A 19,066-nucleotide genomic window follows, 5' to 3' on the forward strand; every position below is an offset into this window, starting at 1 on the left:
GCTCATTGCGGCGAGGTGCCGCTCCCACCGCGGGCGAACTCGCGCGCGAGCGTCTGGAAGGCCTCGTCCACGAGCTCTGGCAGGTCCTCGGTGGCCCCGCGCGCGATCCACGCGTCCATCGCGGATTGCACGACCGCCATCGCGCAGCTCGCCAGCACGCGCGGCGCGAGATCGTGCCGCGCGTCCAGGCCCATGCGCTCGGCCAGCGGCTCGCAGATCTCCTCCCCGCAGTGTCCCAGCCGCTCGCGCTGCCTCGCGCGGATCGCCGGCGTCCGCGCGACGAACTGCTGGATCAGGGCGAAGCGGGGCAGATCCCCCTCGTGAAACTTCACGATCGTCTTGACGGCGTTTCGCAGCGCCACGACGGGCGGCTCGCTCGGCGGGCGCGCCCGCACCGCCTCGCGCGCCGCCTCGATGAACTGGTCCATCCACGCGATCACGAGGTCTTCCTTCGACTCGAAGTAGCGGAAGAACGTCCTCCGCGAGACCTCGACCACCCCGAGCACGTCATCGAGCGTCGTCTGCTCGTAGCCGTTCTTCAGGAAGAGCTCGATCGCGGTCTCGATGATCTGCGCGCGCGTGCGCTCCTTCTTGCGTTCCCTGAGCCCCGGGGCGCCAGCCTCCTTCATGGGGGCCAAGGTACCACGCGCACGCTTCGGGTGCTCCTCCCTGAAGGCCGCGGAGCGTCGCGACCGTGGTCGCGGGAATACGAAGGTTGGCCGCGGTGCCTCGCCGTCCACATGTTATAACCCGCCGCTGGGCCCTGCGACGCAGCGGATCGCGACGTTGGCCGGACATGGGATGAATCGAGGGAACGAATGAACGGAGGAGACCCGATCGCGCGGGCCGTCGGAGCGATCGTAGACGCTGGCGCGCTCGCCAACGCAGCAACGATGGTCTGGCGTGACGGCAAGGTGGTTCAGCGCGCGTCTGTCGGGTGGCGAGACCTGGAGGCCAAGCTGCCCCTCGAGCATGACAGCCTGTTCCGCATCGCGTCGATGACGAAGCCGATCACCTCGACGGCGGCGCTCATGCTGTTCGAGGAGGGGCGCTTCGCGCTGACCGATCCGATCGCTCGCTGGGCACCGGAGTTCAGCGACATGCGCGTCCTGCGCTCTCCCACGGGCCCGCTCGACGAGACCGACCCGGCAGAGCGACCGATCACCTTCGAGGATCTGCTGACGCACCGCTCGGGGCTGACCTACGGGGCGTTGCATCGTGGTCCCATCGCGGAGGCTTATGCGGAGGCGCTGGGAGGCGACATCGACAGCCACGTGGCGCCCGATGAGTGGATCTCGCGGCTGGCTGCTTTGCCGTTGATCGACCAGCCGGGGGCCACCCTTCACTATGGTCACTCGACCGATCTCCTCGGGTTGCTCATTGCGCGCATCGAGGACGCGCCGCTCGGCGACGTGCTCGAGCGCCGGATCTTCGATCCGCTCGGCATGGCCGACACCGGCTTCATCGTGCCACGTGAGAAGCGGGACCGGCGCGTCAAGAACTGCGGGTTCGATGCTTCGGGCCGCCTCGCCGCGCGCCTCACCTGCCCAGGCGGCTCGACGGTCCCTGAACGGCCCGATGACATGGCCTATGTCTCCGGCGGCCAGGGGCTGTGGTCGACGCTGGACGACTATCTCGCGTTCGCGCGCATCTTCCTGGGAGCAGGCGCCGTGGATGGCGTGCGTATCTTGCGGCCCGAGACCCTCGCCTCGATGACCTCCAACCGTCTCACCGAGCAGCAGCGCGCCACGGCTGAAGTGGGAGGCATGCCGCTCTTCCGGGGCGGTCACGGGTTCGGGATGGGCATCGCCGTGGTGCTCGATCCGAAGAAGGCCGAGCCCACGGTGTGCGGGGGCCGCGAGGGCGCGGTCGGCTGGCCAGGGGGCTTCGGAGGCTGGTGGCGCGCGGACGCCGACGACGACTCGGTGCTGATCTTTCTGGCACATAACATGGTCGAGCGGGACCAGCTCAGCAGAGGCATCGGCCTGGGAGTCTACGAAGCCATCACCCAGTTCCAGGCCCTGGCGTCGGCCGACGACCGCTGACGACCTTGCTCGGCGAGTGGCGCAAGGCCTCGCCCCTGGAGCTGCCGGAGCAGGGCGCGAAGATTTTTTCGAGCGACCGATGATTTCTCCGCGGGCCGGGGGTCCATGTCGCGGAAGGAGGACATTTTCATGTCCCACAAGCTCTTCGTCAGCCTGCCCATCAAGGACCTCGATCGCACCGTGGCGTTCTTCAAGGCCCTCGGCTTCACGTTCAACCCGAAGGTCACGGGCGGGCAGGCCGCCTGCATGTTCATCGGCGAGCACGCCTACGCGATGCTGCTCGTCGAGCCGTTCTTCAAGACGTTCACCAAGAAGGAGATCTGCGACACTGCCACGCACGTGGAGGGGGCCTTCGGGCTCTCGTGCGAGAGCCGTGCCGACGTCGACGCGATGGTGGCGAAGGCGCTCGCCGGCGGCGGCAAGGAGGCGGGGCCGCCGGAGGACCACGGGTTCATGTACACCCGGAGCTTCGAGGACCTCGACGGGCACCACTGGGAGGTGGCGTGGATGGATCCGAAGGCCGGACAGTAAGCCGCACGGATCTCGGCGGCGGAGGAGACACTCCCCGCGTTCGTGCGCCCCGCCACGTACCAGGAGAGCTGGCTGCTTCGCAGCACCATGCCCCACGGCGCCGACGCGCCCAGACAGCCGGATCCGCGCGCTTGACAATCAATAAGCCGCGGCTTATAAGTCGTGGATGCAGAGCGCGGCCGTGGTCGAAGACAAGATCTTCCAGGCGCTGGCGGACCCCAGCCGCCGGGCGATCTTCGAGTCGCTCACGCGCGGCGAAGCGGCCGTGAAGGACCTCACGTCGCGCTTCGACATCTCGCAGCCGGCGATCTCGCAGCACCTCGCCACGTTGAAAGACGCCGGCCTCGTGAGCGGCCGGCGCGAGGGGCGCTGTGTCTACTACCGGGTGGAGCCGCGCGGGCTGAAGCCGCTCGTCGACTGGATCACGCACTACCGCGCCTTCTGGACGGAGCGCGTCGATCGCCTCGAACAACTGCTGGAGAAAATGGACGAATGAACCTCACCGACACGACCGCACAATCGCAGACCGAATCCATTTCGTTCGAGTTCGATCTGAAGCACTCGCCGGAGAAGGTGTGGCGCGCGCTCACCGAACCGGCGCTGCTCGCGGAGTGGCTCCTGCCCACCATCGGTCTCCAGCTCGAGCCGGGGGCGGCGTTCACCCTCAAGACGCAGCCGTACCCCGGCTGGGACGGCACCGTGAATTGCCGGTTCGTGGAGATCGAAGCGCATCGGAAGCTCAGCTATACGTGGAGCGTCCCCTTCCTGGAGACCGTCGTGACGTTCACGCTCACGCCCACGGCGTCGGGCACGCGCCTGTCCCTCGTGCAGTCGGGCTTCAAGCCGGACCAGAAGCAGAACTTCGGCGGCGCGCGCTACGGCTGGAAGATGATGGGCGGGAAGCTCGTCGACCTGCTCGAGAGGATCTCATGAGCCGCGCGAGGCTCGTGGCCTACTGGGTGACCACAGGCCTTGTCGTGTCGTCCATGGTCTCGGGCGGCGTGGCCCACGTCCTCCACGCGCCGGCGAGCGTCGACGGCTTCGTGCGCCTCGGCTATCCGCTGCACTTCGTCACGCTCCTCGGCATCTGGAAGATCCTCGGCGCGCTCGCGCTGCTGGCGCCGAGATTTCCGCGCTTGAAGGAGTGGGCGTACGCGGGCCTCGTGTTCGACCTCACCGGCGCCGCCTTCGCCTGGGCCGCCGTCGGCGCCAGCGACGCCACGAGCAACGCTGGCCACATCATCGCGCCGCTCGTGGTCCTCGCGCTGGCGGTGGCGTCGTGGGCGCTGCGGCCGGACTCGCGCAGGTTGCCGGAACCCCTTCACAGACCGTCGGTGTTGATGACATGATCGCGACCATGGCCTCCTCCAAGCAGCAAGCCGCAGACAGACAGCACGCCGCAGACAGCCACGATTGGATCCGGGTCCAGGGCGCCCGGGAGAACAACCTCAAGGACGTCAGCGTCGAGATCCCCAAGCGGCGGCTGACGGTGTTCACCGGCGTCTCGGGATCGGGCAAGTCGTCGCTTGTGTTCGGCACCATCGCGGCGGAGTCGCAGCGGCTGATCAACGAGACCTACAGCGCGTTCGTGCAGGGGTTCATGCCGGCGCTGGCCCGGCCCGAGGTCGACGTGCTGGAAGGGCTGACGACCGCGATCATCGTGGACCAGGAGCGGATGGGCGCCAATTCCCGCTCGACGGTCGGCACGGCGACCGACGCCAACGCGATGCTGCGGGTGCTGTGGAGCCGCCTCGGCAAGCCGCACATCGGCTCGTCCAACGCCTTCTCCTTCAACGTCCCGTCGGTCCGCGGGGTCGGGGCGATCTCGATCGAGAAGGCCGGCGGGAAGAAGACCGAGAAGCGCGAGTTCGTGGTCAACGGAGGCATGTGCCCGAAATGCGAGGGCATGGGATCCGTCTCCGACTTCGATCTGTCCCAGCTCTACGATGACAGCAAGTCGCTCAACGAGGGTGCGCTCACCATCCCCGGTTACTCGATGGATGGATGGTACGGGCGCATCTTCAACGGCTGCGGCTTCTTCGACCCGAACAAGCCGATCCGCAAGTTCACGAAGAAGGAGCTCCACGACCTGCTCCACAAGGAGCCGACCAAGATCAAGGTCGAGGGCATCAACCTGACCTACGAAGGGCTGATCCCGAAGATCCAGAAGTCGATGCTGTCCAAGGACGTCGACGCGATGCAGCCCCACATCCGGGCGTTCGTGGAGCGCGCTATCAAGTTCTCCACCTGTCCCGAGTGCGGCGGCACGCGGCTCAGCGAGGCTGCCCGGTCCTCGAAGATCAAGGGGATCAACATCGCCGACGCCTGCGCGATGCAGATCAACGACCTGGCCAAGTGGGTGCGTGATCTGAACGAGCCGTCCGTCAAGCCGCTCTTGGCGACGCTGCGGCACACGCTCGACTCGTTCGTCGAGATCGGCCTCGGCTACCTCAGCCTCGACCGGCCGTCGGGCACGCTGTCGGGCGGCGAGGCGCAGCGCACCAAGATGATCGGCCACCTCGGGTCGTCGCTCACCGACGTCACCTACGTCTTCGACGAGCCGACGGTGGGGCTGCACCCCCACGACATCCAGCGGATGAACGAGCTGCTGCTGCGGCTGCGCGACAAGGGCAATACCGTCCTCGTGGTCGAGCACAAGCCGGAGACGATCGCTATCGCCGACCATGTCGTCGACCTGGGCCCCGGCGCCGGCACCGCCGGCGGCGAGGTGGTCTTCACGGGCACCATCGACGGGCTGCGGGCGAGCGGCACGCTCACCGGACGTCACCTGAGCGACCGGGCCTCCCTGAAGCGGTCGGTGCGGAAGCCGTCGGGGGTGATGAAGGTGCGCGGCGCGCGCGCGCACAACCTGAAGAACGTCGATGTCGACATCCCGCTCGGCGTGCTGGTGGTGGTGACCGGCGTGGCGGGGTCGGGCAAGAGCTCGCTGATCCACGGCTCGGTGTCCGGCCGTGACGGGGTGGTGTCGGTCGACCAGGCCCCGATCCGCGGCTCGCGGCGGAGCAACCCGGCGACATACACCGATCTGCTGGAGCCGATCCGCAAGGCGTTCGCGAAGGCCAACGGCGTGAAGCCCGCGCTGTTCAGCGCCAACTCCGAGGGTGCCTGTCCGACCTGCAACGGGGCCGGGGTGATCTACACCGATCTCGCGATGATGGCCGGCGTCACCACGGTCTGCGAGGACTGCGAGGGCCGGCGGTTCCAGGCGTCTGTCCTGGAGTACCGCCTCGGCAAGCTCAACATCGCCGAGGTGCTCGATCTGTCGGTCGCAGAGGCGGTCGGCTTCTTCGGCGCCGGCAAGGGGCACACGCCGGCCGCGCACGCGATCCTCCAGCGCATGGCCGACGTGGGGCTCGGCTACCTGCGGCTCGGCCAGCCGCTCACGACGCTGTCGGGCGGCGAGCGGCAGCGGCTCAAGCTCGCGACGCACATGGGCGCCGACGGCGGCGTCTACGTGCTCGACGAGCCGACGACCGGGCTGCACCTGGCCGACCTCGAGCAGCTGCTCGGGCTGCTGGACCGGCTCGTCGACTCCGGCAAGTCGGTCATCGTGATCGAGCACCACCAGGCGGTGATGGCGCACGCCGACTGGATCATCGACCTCGGGCCGGGCGCGGGCCACGACGGCGGGCGGATCGTGTTCGAAGGCACCCCGGCCGACCTGGTGGCCGCGAATTCGACGCTGACCGGCGAGCACCTGGCGGCGTTCGTCGGAAGCCAGCCGAAGGCTGCCGCGTCTCGCCAAGCTCGCTGAGCGAGCCCGCTTTTCCCCGTGGGAGCTTGACGTGCTACAATGCGTGCATGTCGTTCGCTCCGGACATTCTGGTCACCTCCCGCGACGGAACGAGCCGCTCGCTCGTCGTCGAGGTGAAGCTGTCGATCCACGATCTCCAGGCGTCGGAACAACAGCTCAAGGCGTACATGGTGCGCCATGGCTACGCTACCGGGATGCTCGTCACGCCGGACGCAGTGCGCATCTACCGCGATACGTTTGCGAGCTACGAGGAAGGATCGGTGGAGCTGGTCGGGGCGTTCTCGACGGCGGGCGTCTTCGAAGCTGGCGTGGCGTCGACGATTCGCGCGATTGAAGAGCCAGGACTGCGCGGGGTTCAATTCGAGGACGAAGTCCAGCGCTGGTTGGAGGGGCTCACGAATCCATCCAATCTGGCCGCCTTGGCGCCAGACTTGCGTGAGGCCGTCGAGGATCACGTGGTGCCCGCTCTGGAGCAAGGAGAGGTGCGTGCGGCTGGGCCGCGTGCGAGCATGAGGCGCACCGGGACCTGAACGATGCGGCACGTCTTCGTCGAGACCAATTGGGTCGTGGACTATGCTGCGCCTGCGCATCACAAGAAAAGGGCAGCGGTTGATCTTCTCAACCGTGCTGCCGCGGGAGAGCTCGAGCTTCATCTTCCGTCCATTTGCCTGAACGAGGCACGTCGTCCGATCCAGGAGCTCAAGCCTCGGCACGAAGCAGATGCCATTCGCCAGTTTCTGCGCTGGGGCAAGGCGAACGGAAGAATCTCGATCGACGAGGAGGCCACGGCGTTACGGGTGCTCAGCATGTTCGAGAGCAGCGTGAAAGAGGAGCTCAAGCAGCTCGACACGATGCTCACGTCGCTGCGCAAGCACCCCGGGCTCGATGTCTTCGCGCTCGACGACGCCATGCTGGAGCGGGCGATCGACCTGAGCGGCGGCGAGCTCGAGTTCGTCAAGCCGTTCGACCAAGCGATCTTGGCTGCGGTGCTGGTGCGGGCCGAGAGGCTGAAGGCCGCTGGGGCAACAGATCTTTCATTCTGCGAGCTCGACGGGGATCTCCAGCCGTGGGGGAAGAGCGGATTTTCCAAACCAGCATTGACGAAGCTCTACGACGCCGCCGGGATCTGGGTATACGGTGACTTCGATCTTGCTACGCCAGTGCGCCCCGCGAGCTAGAGCGGTTTTCAGCTGAGCCTGGTGCGAGCGTCGCAGAGCGGCGGTCACCCGCACAGGAGACGGGTCCAGATCGGCGTTTTCGGCGCGGAAGCGCACTCCTGTGCGCTGAGCACCGAAAACGTCGAGATGGGCCCGTATCCGAAGCGGGTGACCGCCGCTCTAATGGCGCTGGCGCAGCAGCGCGGCCTCGGCCTCCGCCTTGGCCCTTTGCGCCTCCTCGGTGGCCTTCATCTCAGCCTGGCGTGCTTCCGCCTCGGACCTCCGCGCCATGTCTCGCGCCCGCCGCGCCTCGCCCGCCGCGATGCGGGCCCTCTCCGCCTCGGCCTCGGCGCGATTCCGGGCCTCGTCAGCCTCGCGCTGCAGCCGCTCGGCACGCCCCCGCTGCGCCTCGCTGTCCTGCCGCGCCGCGTCGCTGTCCTGCCGCGCCGCCTCGCTGTCTTGCCGCGCCCTCTCCGCCGCGCTCCGGGCCGCCTCCTCGCTCACGAGCGCCTGCTTCAGCGTGTCCTCGGCGCTCTGGATCTCGTGGAGCTGCGCCGTGATGACCCGGTTTTGACGGACCACCTTCACGATCCCCGCGCCCGCCGCGATCACCAGGACCGACAGCGCCGCGATGATCCCAGACACAAGGCGTCGCCTCCCCCGCTGCTGCTGATCGGCGAACCGGAGCACCTCGTCCAGATAGAGCCTCTCCCGCTCTGGCAGCTCCCCCCGACAGCGCTCGCGAAAGCGGCGCGCCTCCTCGGCCACCTTGCCGCGCCAGAGCGTGTCCGCGGCCCGACCGCTCGCATCCCAGAGCCGCGCCGCCGTGCGCAGCCGGTCCAGGAACACGGCGTCTTCCTGGTTCTCATCGAGCCAGCGCCTGAGCGTCGGCCACCGCTCGATCAGCGACTCGTGCACGATCTCCACCGTGCTGCCCGCGCGGTCGCTCGCCGTCTCGATCGCCAGGAGCCGCCCGCCGGCGAGCAGCTCCACCACGCGCTCGATCTCGCCGCGATCCCCGGGCAGCTCGCAGAGCTCGCCCAGGCTGGCCACGGCCCGTGTCCGCTCCGGCGTCACCAGCCGCTCCAGGACCGCCCGCGCGAGCTTCGCCCGGCGCTCGCTCATCCCTGCCAGCACCGTATCGGCGTGGCTCGCCAGCGCGCCCGCCACACCCCCGAGCGCCTCGTAGCTCGCCCGCGTGAGCAGCCGGCGCCCCCGATCGCGCATCTCCCACAGCCGGGCCGCGGTGAACTGCAAGAGCGGCAGCGCGCCGCGCGTCGTCGCCAGCGCGTCGAGGAACCCCTCGATGATCGCGGGATCCTCGATCTCGTGCCGCGCCGCCTCGATCGGCCGCATCAGCGCCTCACGAAGCCCCTCGCGCCCCATCGGCCGGAGGAACACGAGGCCGCGCGTCATGATCGCCACGAACCGCTCGTGCTCGGCCAGCCGCTCCAGGAAGTCCGCTCGCACGGCCAGGACCACCCGGAGGGGTGAGGAGGCGTCGTCGGCGACCCCCGCGAGGCACGCGAGGAACGCCTCACGCTCGCCAGCCGGCGTGCCGAGCGTGAAGAGCTCCTCGAACTGATCGATGAACAGCAAGAGGCGTCGCTGCGCGCCGTCCGACCACGCGCGCAGCGACGCTCCGAGGAGCCCGGGCTCAGCGCGCAGCCGCCGCTCGACCAGGGCCGCGTCTGCCCCCGCGCTGCCCTGCGGAGCAGCCGCCAGCGGGGCTGCGCTCGGCGTCGCCGCAGCGCGGTTGAACAGGTGCGCGAGCGCTTCCATCGGCTCGCGCCCCGGACGCAGGACGAGCGCCTCCCAGCCCTCCCCGGAGCGCTTGAGCGCGGGGATCACCCCGGCCCGCACGAACGACGACTTCCCCACGCCCGACGCGCCCGCGATCGCGAGCAGCGGCTGGCTCCGGAGGCGCCGCGACGCCGGCGAGATCCTGCGCGCGGCCGAAGAAGCGGTCGGCGTCGGCCTCCTGGAACGACGACAGGCCAGCGAACGGGCTGTCGTCGCTGCCGAGGAGGATCTCCCGGCGCCCAGGCAGGAGGGGTAAGAGCTCGGTCAAGAGCTCCTGCGCGGAGGCGAACCGCTCGGATTTCCGCTTGCAGAGGCAGCGATCGATGATCGCGCCAATCGCGCCGAGCTCCGGGTGGTGCGCACCGACAGCGGGCATCGGCTCGTCGAGGAGCGCCACGCCAAAGAGCTTCGCATGGTTCAACGGCGCGAGCGGGTGCGCGCCGATCACGAGCTCGTGGAGCATGACGCCGACCGCCCAGATATCGCTGGACTGGTCGATGTCCTTTCCCTTCCACTGCTCGGGGGACATATAAGGCATCGTGCCGACGACCGCGCCTTCGCCGGTCACGCGCGGCTCCCCGGCGGCCGAGCGATCCATCGCGAGGGCGAGGCTCGTCTCGTCCTCGCGCAGCTTGGCGATGCCGAAATCGACCACCTTGATCGCCCCCGACACCTCCAGCATGATGTTCTCGGGCTTGAGGTCGCGGTGGATGATGCCGGACGCGTGTGCGCCCGAAAGCGCGCGCACGACGGGAACCATCATGTCGACGGCCAGGCTGGGCGGCACCGGCGCCGTCGACGCCTCCTCGCCGGCGTTCGCAGGCCTGCGCTGATTCATCCATGCGCGGAGGCTCTGTCCCTCGATGTACTCGAGCACCATGTACGGATATCCGTCATGCTCGTTCACCTCGTGGATCGTCACGATATGCTCGTGCTTGCAGCGCGCCGTGGCTTGCGCCTCGATCAGGAAGCGCTGTAGACCGCGCCTGCTCAGCCGCGTGAGGAGCTTGATCGCGACGAGGCGAGCGAGGCGGGTGTCGCGCGCCAGAAAGACGGTGCCCATGCCGCCCCGTCCAAGCTCGCGCAAGAGCTCATAGTGGCCGATGCATGCGCCCGCCGAAGGCAGCGGATCGACCCGGGAGAGCGAGGACGGAGCGCTCGCGCTGGTCACCGTGTCGCGGATCATCCCGTGAACGCCCGCCGAAGGAACCTCGACCTTCTCCGAGGCGGCGGCCAGCACGGCTGCCGGGAGCGCTGCGCCAGCGAGGTCCGTGCTGCCGCGGGCCGTGTCCGCGATAGTATCGATGCTGGTGCCGGAGCGTCCTGCATGATCGAGCAGCGCCGCGTCGGACGCTGGATCGATCGCCTCAGGGAAGCTCAGCTCGGTCGACAACTTCCACCCTCCTCACAAAATGACACCATCATCAGAATAGAACGACCACGGCGGCTACCGCACGGACGAGAGCATAGGCGTCCAAAGCGGCCGTGTACACGTGGACCTGTCATGAGATCACTTCACAGAGGACATGTGCGAGCATACCCTCGTAACCGGCGCCGCACGGACCATCACGATGCCTTCGGCCAGGCGGTCACGTACTTCTTGCGCGCGCCCGAGGTGTGCTGCACGGTTTGCGGCCAGCGGGTCGACGCTGAGCGACTCGATCGCTGGCGCACACGCTGCGTCCAGACCGAGGAGCGCCGAGGAGCCGGCGCGCATCGTTTCTTCTGATCGGAGGTCTACGTGGAGCTGCTCGACAATTTGCTGTGGCTGTGCAGGATCCCCTCGCCGACGGGTGAGGAACGCAACCTGGCCGACGAGCTGGCTCAACGGCTCGCGGCGCTCCCCCTGGCTTCATCGCCGCGCCGCTACGGGGACTCCTTGGTCGCGCCGCTGACGCGCGGGTCGGGAGGCCCCAAGATCCTGCTCGTCGGGCAGCTCGACGTGGCGAACGCAGGGCAACGAGGCGAAGCGCGGACGGAGAACAACCGCGCGCTCGGCGCTGGAGCCGCAGAGAAGAGCGGCCTCTGCCTGATGCTCGATCTGGCCGAGCGCCGGCCGCAGGTGCACGCCGATATCACCCTCGTGTTTCACGCGCGCGGAGCGTGCGGCTTCGACGCGAGCGAGCTCAGGGTGGTCATGAAGCAGGACGCCGAGCTCCGGGGGGCCGACTTCGCCCTGGTGCTCAGGCCCACGGACAACAAGCTTCAGCTCGGCTCGGGAGGCTCGACGCACGCGACGCTGGCGTTTGCAGGCCGCACGGGGCACAGCGGGCTGCCCGGCGCCGGCGTGAACGCGATTCACAAGTTCGCGCGCGTGCTCTCTCAGCTGGCCGCGTTCGAGCCCGTACCCGACGTCGTCGACGGCCTCACCTGGTACGAGATGATGAACGCCACCTCGGCGCACGGGGGCCGCTCCGGCAGCGTCGTGCCAGACCACCTGGAAGTGAACGTGCACCACACGTACGGTCCGAGCACGAGCTCCCATACCTCGCAAGAGCGGCTGATGGCGCTCGTGGACCGCGTGGGGGCCGTCCGGTTCGAGGAGCTCTCCCGTCCGGCGCCGCCGAACCGGAACCACGCGCTCATCGCAGCGCTCGAACAGAGCGGCGTTCAAGGCGTCGAGGCCCGGCAAACCTGGTCGGAAGTGGCAAGCTTCACGACGCTCGGGATCCCGGCGGCGAATTTCGGACCGGGGGCGGAGCGGACGATGCACGCTCTCAACGAGGTGGCGGAGCTCTCGGAGCTCGCGCGGGCGCAAACCATCCTCGATCGGTGGTTCGCCAAGATGGCGTGAATTTCGCTGACGGTTTTAGCAAAAAAAGATTGAACAGGGAGGCGGGGAGGCGGGGAGCGAGAGACGGCAAGAGGGAGAAATTCATTTCTTCTTCCTCCTCGCCTCCCCGCCTCCCTGTGAGCTTCCCTGAAATTCGAGGGGACGCTTCAGATCCCTCACCCGACACGCCGCAGCCAGCGCTGCTCTGCCTCCGAGACCATCCTGCGCGGCACGGTTGCCCGCTGCAGCACGGGGAGCACCCTTGCCGGGTCGCACCCGCAGAGCCCCGAGGCCCAGGCGGGATTCGCCTCGACGACGCCCCAGCCCCGCCCTGCCATGCGCCCGACGTCCACGACCACCGCGGGCGGGAGCTCGACGTCGGCGTCGGCGAGCACCGCGCGGATGGACGCGGATGCCGCCTCGACCTCCGCTGAATCCGCCTCCCAGTCGCCCGCCGCGTTGCGCGCGATCTCCCCGCCGCGGATGTAGGGCGAGAGCGCCGCCACCTCGCGCTCCAGCACGAAGCACCGGAACTCCACCTCGAACACGACGGGCTCGCTCACGAGGACGGGCAGATCCAGCGGCAACCGCGGGTCCGGATCCATCGCGGCGCCGTCCGCGTACACGCGCGCGGGGAACAGCTTCTCATCCGCTGGCTTGATGAACGAAGGCTCACGGAGCGCCAGCGCATCCTCTAAGGTCGCGAGGCGCACGCTGCGAAGGCGGTGGCGCTGGGGCAGGCGGGGCAGCCAGTCGGCGGTCGGCTCGAGCAGCGCGACCTCGAGGTCGTCCATGATGGCGTCGGCGAGGATGGTCTCGCCGTAGAGCACGGGGTCGCGCGCCGCGAGGCCCTCGGGGCAGCGGAACGAGCGAAGTCGCTCGATGTCCCAGCCGGCCGCGAGGGCAGCGGCGAACAGCGCATTCGAGTCAGGGCTATAGCGCTGCGAGAGGACGAGCGTCGGCACGCGCTCGGATGTAGCACGGTGCTCGCCAGCACCGGGGTCGAACGTCCACTGACGCTCGTCCGGGCCGGCTGAACCTCAGCGCTCTCGCGGCTCGTCGCGGCGCGCCGGATCCCGTCTCTGGGCGCCGGCGGCGAGGCCGCCGGCGGCGCCTATCGTTCGATCGCCGTTGCGGCTGGACAACAAGCGCCGAAGCCCGTCCTGGAGACTCGCGACGATGGGGACGCCATCGAAGCCGAGATCGCAGTCGATCAGCAACCTCGCCATGGTCGGCGACAACCCGCGTCGGGTTGTCGGTTGTCGCATCAACCCGGGTCGGGTTCACAGGCCCGATCGGGTCCGGCTCAGGGCGACCCCTGCTTCGCGCACGGGTCCGCCGCCGCGGCCGCGCTGCGGCCCTCCAAGAGGCGAGCGAGCGGGCTCCTCGGGCCGACCGCGCCCGCGCCGGCGAGCGCCGCCCACGTCAGGATGGGGCCATCCCCCTCGAACACGCGCAGCGGCGGCGGATATCCGGTCGCGGCGAGCTTCAGCCCGGCGGGCGTCGGCAGGAAGAGCAGATCCGGGTTGTCGAGGCTCACGCGCTCCCGCAGCAGCTCGAGCACGGTCGCGTCGCCGTCGGCAAACGGCGCGAGGCAGCGCTCCAGCAAGGGCCGCAGGGCCTTCTTCGACGCGGCGGACCGGTCGAGCAGCTGGGTCACCGGCGCGCCCGTGCGCGTGTCGAGCACGTGCCAGCGCTCAGGCCCTGGATCCCAGGGGTGCGTGCCGCCCTCGTACCGCATTGCATCGTGGGAGCGGACCGCGAGCAGCCCCTTCTCGTTGAGGGCGATCTCGAAGGTGCGCGACGCGGCCATTCGCTCGCCCGTCTTGCACGCGCGCAGACTCGCCTCGTCCCCCTGCTCGAACACCCACGCGCCGCCCTCGAGCGCGCGGTTGAGGGCCGCCTCGCTCGTCGCCGTCGCGGCGCCGAAGACCTCGGGCCAGGCGAGCTCCTCGCTGCACGCCTCGCCAGGCTCGAAGGGGATCCCGATGCCGTCGGACGGGCCATCGGGGTTCGGCCGCGGCGGGAAGCGGCGCGCCCGCTTCTTCGTGGCCACGAGCAGCACGTCGCGCGCGCCGACCGAGGCGAGCTCGAACGGCAGCGAGGCGCCCCGCGGGCTCGTCCACGTCCCGATGAGGTGGCCGTCGGCCCGGCAGGTGCCCGCGAACTGCCCCGTCGGGCGCGCCGGGTTGCCCTCGACGAGCGCGAGCTCGCCGGCGTCGGTGACAGACCCGGAAAGCGGGATGTCGACGCCGACGTGGGCATAGAAGTAACGGCCCCGCACCGCCCCTCCGTCGCGCTCGAGCCGCGCAAAGACCTCGAGCTTCGGCCCGATCGTGCCGTGGAAGCCGCGCTCCAGCGCACAGGCGCTCTGCGGCGCCGGCGCGGCGCTCGCGGCAGGCGCGGGCGCGACGCCCGCGGCCGGCGCCGACGGAGACGGCGCCGCGGGGGCCGCCGCCTTGGCCACGGCGGACGAAGCGCCCGCGGCAGGCGAGGGCGCGACCGCAGGGCCGCACGCCGGCAGAGCGAAGACCAGCGGCAGGAACGCTCGATATCGCATGGACAGCCATTGTGCAGAACAGGACCTGACAAATCCCCTCAATTTGTTGGCATGTCAGGCCGGCCTGAAGCGGAGCGGGAGCGACACGGGGCCACGCACGGTGAGCGTGCGGTTGTAGGGGATCTCGCCGGGCGCGCGGGTCACCTCGCCGATCCTCGGGACCAGCACCTCGAGCGCGACCTTCGCCTCCATCCGGGCCAGCGCCGCGCCGAGGCAGAAGTGCGCGCCGTGCCCGAAGGTCAGGCTCGGCTGGCCGCGGTGCAAATCGAACCGATCGGGATCCGTGAAGCGCAGCTCGTCACGGTTCGCCGAGCCGACCAGAGCCATCACGAGCGAGCCCGCGGGGATCGTCACGCCGGCCAGCGCGACGTCCGACGTCGTGAGCCGGGGGACGGACTGGGTCGGGCCGTCATAACGCATCATCTCCTCGATGAACCTCGGGATGAGCTGCGGCGAGGCGCGCAGCCGCTCGAGCTCCGCGGGGCGCTCCGCGAGCAGGAGCATCGAGCTGCCGAGGAAGTGGGTCGTGGTCTCGAGGCCGCCGCCGAGGATGCTGACGAGCAGATCGATGATCTCGCGGTCGCCGAGGGGCTCACCGGCGCGCGCGAGCTCGCTCACGAGGTCGTCGGAGGGCGATCGCCTGCGGGCCGCGATGACGTCGGCCATGTACCGGTCGAGCTCCGCGATCGTGGCGCGGACGCGGGCGGCGTGCTCGGCGCTCGCCGGCTCGGGCGTCACGGACAGGAGGTCGTCCATCCACCGCTTGAAGTGCGGCTCTAGCGCGTGATCCAGACCGAGCAGCTCGCTGATCACGAACGCCGGCAGCGGCGCCGCGGCCGCGGCGATGAAGTCGACCTCGCCGTCGAGGCGGCCCGCGAGCCGCTCGCACAGATCCCGGGCCCGCTGCTCGATGCGCGCGATCGCCGGCGCCCCGAACGCCCGGCTCACCAGGCCGCGGAGCCGCGCGTGATCCGGGCCATCCATGGCCAGGATCGAGCTCGCGAGCGGGTTGTGCCCCACCCACGCCGGCTGCCAGGCGGCCCGGAACCCCTGGGACGAGAACCGCTCCGGGGTCCGCAGGACCGTCGCGACATCGGCGTACCGGCTCACCGCCCACATCCCGCCAGGATCCACCTGGCAGACCGGTGCCTCGCGGCGCATCGCCGCGTACGGCGTATAAGGATCCGCCCGGAAGGCGGGTGTCATGATGTCCACGCGCTCGCTCATGCGAAGAGACCTCCCGCGACGGCCCGAGCACACGCCGGGCCCGCGCGGGAGAGGCCGCTTTCCATGGGAGATCCGGGGCTCGTCCGTGGCGCCTCGCGAGCCCGCCGGTCAGGGTGACCGGTCACTCCTGTCGCCTTGAAAGGTCGTCCCATGCGCGCAGCCGATCTCGACATCCGGAAGCTGCTCGACGTCGACGCGCGCGGCGGCGTCGTCCGCTTCGCCGGGGAGCGCGCGGTCATCCTCGACGCCGGGGCGCTCGGGACGCTGCGCGAGGAGCTCGTCCGGCTCGCGGGGTACGCGGGGGCGCGCGCCGTGCTCACGCGCTTCGGCGTCGAGCACGGCGCCCGGATGGCGGAGGCGATGGTGTCCCGGCTCGCCTGGGACAGCGAGGCCGAGCTGCACGGCGCGGGCGCCCTGCTCCACACGCTGCAGGGCTTCATCCGGCTCGCCCCCGGGGACACGACGCCCCTCGCCTCGCGCGGCGCCACGCTGCTCTCGTCGTACGAGGCAGAACAGCACCTCCTGCGCCTCGGCCGCGCGGACGAGCCTGTCTGCTGGATGCTCGCCGGCATCGCGAGCGGCTACATGACGCGGGCGACGGGCGAGGCGGTCTACGTCATCGAGGATCGGTGCATCGGCCGGGGCGACGACGTCTGCCACTTCCAGGGCCGGACGCGCGCCGCGTGGGGCGGCGCGCTGGAGGAGCACCTGCCGTTCTTCCGCGACAGCGACCTCGACCCGTCGTTCGGTGAGCCCGCGCAACCCGCGCCGCGTAGGACGACGGGGCGAGCGCTCGGCGCGAAGGCGAGCGCCCTGCCCTTTGCAGCGCCACGGGGCGAGCCGCCGGCGCCGCTCGTCGCGGAGAGCCCGGCGATGCAGCGGGCGCTCGACCGCGCGCGGCGGGTCGCGCCGGTGGACTCGACGATCCTGCTCACGGGCGAGAGCGGCGCCGGGAAAGAGCGGGTGGCGCGGCTCATCCACGGCGCGTCGGCGCGCGCCGCGGGCCCGTTCGTCGCGGTCAACTGCGCGGCGATCACCGAGACGCTGCTGGAGAGCGAGCTCTTCGGGCACGCGCGCGGCTCGTTCACCGGCGCGACCCACGACCGCGCCGGGCTGTTCGAGGCGGCGCGCGGGGGCACGCTGCTGCTCGACGAGGTCGGCGAGGCCCCGCCCGGGGTGCAGGCGAAGCTCCTCCGCGCGCTCCAGGAGCGGCAGGTGCGCCGCGTCGGCGAGAACACGAGCCGCCCCGTCGACGCCCGGATCCTCGCGGCGACGAACCGCGATCTCGCGGCCGACGCCGCGGCGGGCCGCTTCCGGCGGGACCTCTACTACCGGCTGCGGGTCATCGAGATACGCCTTCCGCCGCTCCGCGAGCGCCGGGAGGACGTCCTGCCGCTCGCGCGGGCGCTGCTCGGGGCGGCGTCGCGCCGGCTCGATCGCCCCGTGGCGGGCTTCACGCCGGAGGCCGAAGGCGCGCTGGAGCGCCACGGGTGGCCCGGCAACGTGCGCGAGCTGGAGAACGCCGTGGAGCACGCGGTCGCCCTGGCGCGGGGGAGCGCCGCCGATCTGGACGACCTGCCGGACGACGTCCGCGGCGCCGCGCCGACCGGCGACGGCGGGGGCGAGGAGCCGGCCGCGCGGACGCTGGAGGGCGTCGAGCGGCGCGCGATCCTCGCGGCGCTCGAGCGGCACGGCGGCAACCAGGCCCGCGCCGCCGCGGAGCTCGGGATCGGCGCGTCGACGCTCTACCGGAAGCTCAGGAGGTACGCCCGCGGCGCGGGGTAGAGGCGTGCGAGGTGTCCCCTCGACGACAACCGGGCCCCGCCGGTGCCGGATCCCGGAAAACCATGGGGCCCAGCTCTCCGTTCCCGAGAAGCTCCACGACCAGCACATCGGTGCTTGACTAGGGCGACGTCGGTTGGTACTCCTCCGCGCCCATCGACGGAAACGACCTCCGAGGAGGTCCCGGCGCGCTCGGCCTCATCGCTGTTCACGCCGCACGAGAGTGGTTTCCTGAGCGCTGGGACCGCCGTTTGCGGGAGTAACTCAGTGGTAGAGTGCAACCTTGCCAAGGTTGACGTCGCGGGTTCAAATCCCGTCTCCCGCTCCACGACATAGACGCTGCAACACCGGCCGCCGCTGAGCACCGCTCCGCGGCGCCCGTGGCGCGTCAATCAATGCTCTCGCCCAGCGCGAGGAGGGCGAAGCTCGCCAGCCAGTGCTCGCCCATGTAGTCGCCGGCGACGTGCGGCAGGCTGGCGTCGAGGTGCCGCTCCGCCGCGTCGAGGGCGCGGGCGCGGACCGCGTTCCCTTCGGGCAGCGCGGCGGCGAGCGAGCGCCAGCACCAGGCGCGGCTCAGGTTGAGCCCGTCGAGGTGGGCGATCTTGCCGTCGCTGCGATCGCTGACCGTCGCGGGCTCGAACAGGGTCGCTGGCTCGCCGCGCGCCGCCCGCGGCAGGAACCGCGCGAACCAGCCACGGAACTCCGGTCCGGGCAGGGCCCGGCGCATGCATTCGGCCTCCACGAGGGAGGGCGAGAGGAAATCGTCCTGCGAGGGCTCCCACGCCTGGCAGTCCGCGTCGCGGCCGTACCAGGCGCGCGCGGCCTCGGCGCAGCGCAGCGACAGCCGCTCATCGCCCTTCACGGCGGCGTACTCCTGCGCGAGCGCGAGCGCGAAGGCGCTGTTCGTGTGCGCGCCGGCGCGGACCGGATACGTGGCCCTGGGCAGGTACTCGAGGAGCCGTCCGGCGAACGCGTCGCCGAGCGGGGCCAGCGCAGCCGACCAGCGCCGCCCCTCCTCGGTCTCGTACCGCGAGAGCTCGGCCGCCAGCATCAGCAGCCACGCCCACCCATAAGGCCTCTCGAAGCCGCGGCTCGACGGCCGCTGCAGATAGGCCAGCTCGCCGGCGACCTTCTCGCCCGTGAGCTGCGCGTCGAGCAGCCCGCGGACCGGCGCGGCGCCGGGCACGCCAGGGAAGAGGCGGTGGATCCGCGCGAGGAGCCAGTGGCCGTGAACGCACGAGTGCCAGTCGAAGCTGCCGTGGAAGATGGGGTGAAGGTCGCGCGGGCCCTTCACGTCCCCGGGGCCAGTCATGACGTGATCGAGCTTGTTCGGGTACTCCCGCGTCACGTGCCCGAGCGCGATGGCGGCGAGACGCGAGGCGATGTCCGGTGTCAGGGCGTGCGTCATGCGAT

General features: G+C 70.4%; 16 protein-coding genes, 1 tRNA gene and 1 pseudogene. 11 read left to right on the plus strand and 7 right to left on the minus strand.

Features of this window, described 5'->3' with window-relative positions; translation table 11 throughout:
• Positions 1-2 precede the first annotated feature (2 nt).
• A complete protein-coding gene (locus WMF44_RS33705) occupies positions 3-629 on the minus strand; it encodes an acyl-CoA-like ligand-binding transcription factor (protein WP_437294152.1) in 627 nt (208 codons plus the stop codon).
• A 189-nt stretch (positions 630-818) separates the two neighbouring features.
• Here WMF44_RS33705 and WMF44_RS33710 point away from each other — a divergent pair, with 189 nt between their 5' ends.
• The 8 genes from WMF44_RS33710 (at position 819) to WMF44_RS33745 (ending at position 7,529) form a co-directional block, all read left to right on the plus strand.
• Positions 819-2,045, plus strand: a complete 1,227-nt coding sequence (locus WMF44_RS33710; protein WP_437294153.1) for a serine hydrolase domain-containing protein — start codon at positions 819-821, stop codon at positions 2,043-2,045.
• Between the two features lie 129 nt (positions 2,046-2,174).
• Positions 2,175-2,576 carry a VOC family protein gene (locus tag WMF44_RS33715; protein ID WP_437294154.1) on the plus strand — a complete coding sequence of 134 codons (402 nt, stop codon included), beginning with the start codon at positions 2,175-2,177 and terminating at the stop codon, positions 2,574-2,576.
• A 166-nt stretch (positions 2,577-2,742) separates the two neighbouring features.
• The gene (locus WMF44_RS33720; protein ID WP_437294155.1) at positions 2,743-3,072 is read left to right on the plus strand and encodes an ArsR/SmtB family transcription factor; all 330 of its coding nucleotides are present in this window, start codon (positions 2,743-2,745) and stop codon (positions 3,070-3,072) included.
• Positions 3,069-3,509 (plus strand): SRPBCC family protein, encoded by a 441-nt coding sequence (locus WMF44_RS33725; protein WP_437294156.1) that lies wholly within the window; start codon positions 3,069-3,071, stop codon positions 3,507-3,509. Before WMF44_RS33720 ends, WMF44_RS33725 begins: the two co-directional genes overlap by 4 nt.
• Positions 3,506-3,925 carry a DoxX family protein gene (locus WMF44_RS33730; RefSeq protein WP_437294157.1) on the plus strand — a complete coding sequence of 140 codons (420 nt, stop codon included), beginning with the start codon at positions 3,506-3,508 and terminating at the stop codon, positions 3,923-3,925. Before WMF44_RS33725 ends, WMF44_RS33730 begins: the two co-directional genes overlap by 4 nt.
• An 8-nt stretch (positions 3,926-3,933) precedes the next feature.
• Complete coding sequence (locus WMF44_RS33735; protein ID WP_437294158.1) at positions 3,934-6,351, plus strand: ATP-binding cassette domain-containing protein; 2,418 nt, start codon at positions 3,934-3,936, stop codon at positions 6,349-6,351.
• A 47-nt stretch (positions 6,352-6,398) separates the two neighbouring features.
• Complete coding sequence (locus tag WMF44_RS33740; RefSeq protein ID WP_437294159.1) at positions 6,399-6,881, plus strand: hypothetical protein; 483 nt, start codon at positions 6,399-6,401, stop codon at positions 6,879-6,881.
• A gap of 3 nt (positions 6,882-6,884) precedes the next feature.
• Positions 6,885-7,529, plus strand: a complete 645-nt coding sequence (locus tag WMF44_RS33745) for a hypothetical protein (RefSeq protein WP_437294160.1) — start codon at positions 6,885-6,887, stop codon at positions 7,527-7,529.
• A gap of 159 nt (positions 7,530-7,688) precedes the next feature.
• On the opposite strand, the gene WMF44_RS33750 is transcribed toward WMF44_RS33745, so the two are convergent.
• Together WMF44_RS33750 and WMF44_RS33755 are read right to left on the minus strand one after the other, a co-directional pair.
• On the minus strand, positions 7,689-9,389 hold the full coding sequence (locus WMF44_RS33750) for an nSTAND1 domain-containing NTPase (protein WP_437294161.1): 1,701 nt from the start codon (positions 9,387-9,389) through the stop codon (positions 7,689-7,691).
• 247 nt (positions 9,390-9,636) lie between these two features.
• Positions 9,637-10,497, minus strand: a pseudogene (locus WMF44_RS33755) (serine/threonine-protein kinase); the annotation flags it as partial.
• Between the two features lie 555 nt (positions 10,498-11,052).
• On the opposite strand from WMF44_RS33755, the gene WMF44_RS33760 reads away from it, so the two are divergent.
• Complete coding sequence (locus WMF44_RS33760) at positions 11,053-12,105, plus strand: peptidase dimerization domain-containing protein (RefSeq protein WP_437294162.1); 1,053 nt, start codon at positions 11,053-11,055, stop codon at positions 12,103-12,105.
• 155 nt (positions 12,106-12,260) lie between these two features.
• Here WMF44_RS33760 and WMF44_RS33765 read toward each other — a convergent pair whose 3' ends face one another.
• The 3 genes from WMF44_RS33765 to WMF44_RS33775 all read right to left on the minus strand — a co-directional run bounded on the left by WMF44_RS33765 (position 12,261) and on the right by WMF44_RS33775 (position 15,871).
• Entirely contained in the window at positions 12,261-13,049 is a 789-nt protein-coding gene (locus WMF44_RS33765) for an ATP-grasp domain-containing protein (RefSeq protein ID WP_437294163.1), read from the minus strand.
• Positions 13,050-13,390: 341 nt separating this feature from the next.
• Positions 13,391-14,644, minus strand: a complete 1,254-nt coding sequence (locus WMF44_RS33770) for a hypothetical protein (RefSeq protein WP_437294164.1) — start codon at positions 14,642-14,644, stop codon at positions 13,391-13,393.
• 54 nt (positions 14,645-14,698) lie between these two features.
• Positions 14,699-15,871 (minus strand): cytochrome P450, encoded by a 1,173-nt coding sequence (locus tag WMF44_RS33775; RefSeq protein ID WP_437294165.1) that lies wholly within the window; start codon positions 15,869-15,871, stop codon positions 14,699-14,701.
• A gap of 150 nt (positions 15,872-16,021) precedes the next feature.
• Here WMF44_RS33775 and WMF44_RS33780 point away from each other — a divergent pair, with 150 nt between their 5' ends.
• Together WMF44_RS33780 and WMF44_RS33785 are read left to right on the plus strand one after the other, a co-directional pair.
• Positions 16,022-17,656 carry a sigma 54-interacting transcriptional regulator gene (locus WMF44_RS33780; protein WP_437294166.1) on the plus strand — a complete coding sequence of 545 codons (1,635 nt, stop codon included), beginning with the start codon at positions 16,022-16,024 and terminating at the stop codon, positions 17,654-17,656.
• Positions 17,657-17,906: 250 nt separating this feature from the next.
• Positions 17,907-17,981 (plus strand) — tRNA-Gly (locus WMF44_RS33785).
• A gap of 60 nt (positions 17,982-18,041) precedes the next feature.
• Here WMF44_RS33785 and WMF44_RS33790 read toward each other — a convergent pair.
• Positions 18,042-19,061: a DUF2891 domain-containing protein gene (locus WMF44_RS33790; RefSeq protein WP_437294167.1), complete on the minus strand. Its 1,020-nt coding sequence runs from the start codon at positions 19,059-19,061 to the stop codon at positions 18,042-18,044.
• Between the last annotated feature and the right edge of the window lie 5 nt (positions 19,062-19,066).

Source organism: Sorangium sp. So ce426 (assembly GCF_051475585.1).
Taxonomy (GTDB): domain Bacteria; phylum Myxococcota_A; class Polyangia; order Polyangiales; family Polyangiaceae; genus Sorangium; species Sorangium cellulosum_B.

Bases quoted from the DNA above. Each gene is read 5' to 3' on its own strand.
- WMF44_RS33705 (WP_437294152.1), bottom strand. From the start codon at position 629: ATGAAGGAGGCTGGCGCCCCGGGGCTCAGGGAACGCAAGAAGGAGCGC.
- WMF44_RS33710 (WP_437294153.1), top strand. From the start codon at position 819: ATGAACGGAGGAGACCCGATCGCGCGGGCCGTCGGAGCGATCGTAGAC.
- WMF44_RS33715 (WP_437294154.1), top strand. From the start codon at position 2,175: ATGTCCCACAAGCTCTTCGTCAGCCTGCCCATCAAGGACCTCGATCGC.
- WMF44_RS33720 (WP_437294155.1), top strand. From the start codon at position 2,743: ATGCAGAGCGCGGCCGTGGTCGAAGACAAGATCTTCCAGGCGCTGGCG.
- WMF44_RS33725 (WP_437294156.1), top strand. From the start codon at position 3,069: ATGAACCTCACCGACACGACCGCACAATCGCAGACCGAATCCATTTCG.
- WMF44_RS33730 (WP_437294157.1), top strand. From the start codon at position 3,506: ATGAGCCGCGCGAGGCTCGTGGCCTACTGGGTGACCACAGGCCTTGTC.
- WMF44_RS33735 (WP_437294158.1), top strand. From the start codon at position 3,934: ATGGCCTCCTCCAAGCAGCAAGCCGCAGACAGACAGCACGCCGCAGAC.
- WMF44_RS33740 (WP_437294159.1), top strand. From the start codon at position 6,399: ATGTCGTTCGCTCCGGACATTCTGGTCACCTCCCGCGACGGAACGAGC.
- WMF44_RS33745 (WP_437294160.1), top strand. From the start codon at position 6,885: ATGCGGCACGTCTTCGTCGAGACCAATTGGGTCGTGGACTATGCTGCG.
- WMF44_RS33770 (WP_437294164.1), bottom strand. From the start codon at position 14,644: ATGCGATATCGAGCGTTCCTGCCGCTGGTCTTCGCTCTGCCGGCGTGC.
- WMF44_RS33775 (WP_437294165.1), bottom strand. From the start codon at position 15,871: ATGAGCGAGCGCGTGGACATCATGACACCCGCCTTCCGGGCGGATCCT.
- WMF44_RS33780 (WP_437294166.1), top strand. From the start codon at position 16,022: ATGCGCGCAGCCGATCTCGACATCCGGAAGCTGCTCGACGTCGACGCG.
- WMF44_RS33790 (WP_437294167.1), bottom strand. From the start codon at position 19,061: ATGACGCACGCCCTGACACCGGACATCGCCTCGCGTCTCGCCGCCATC.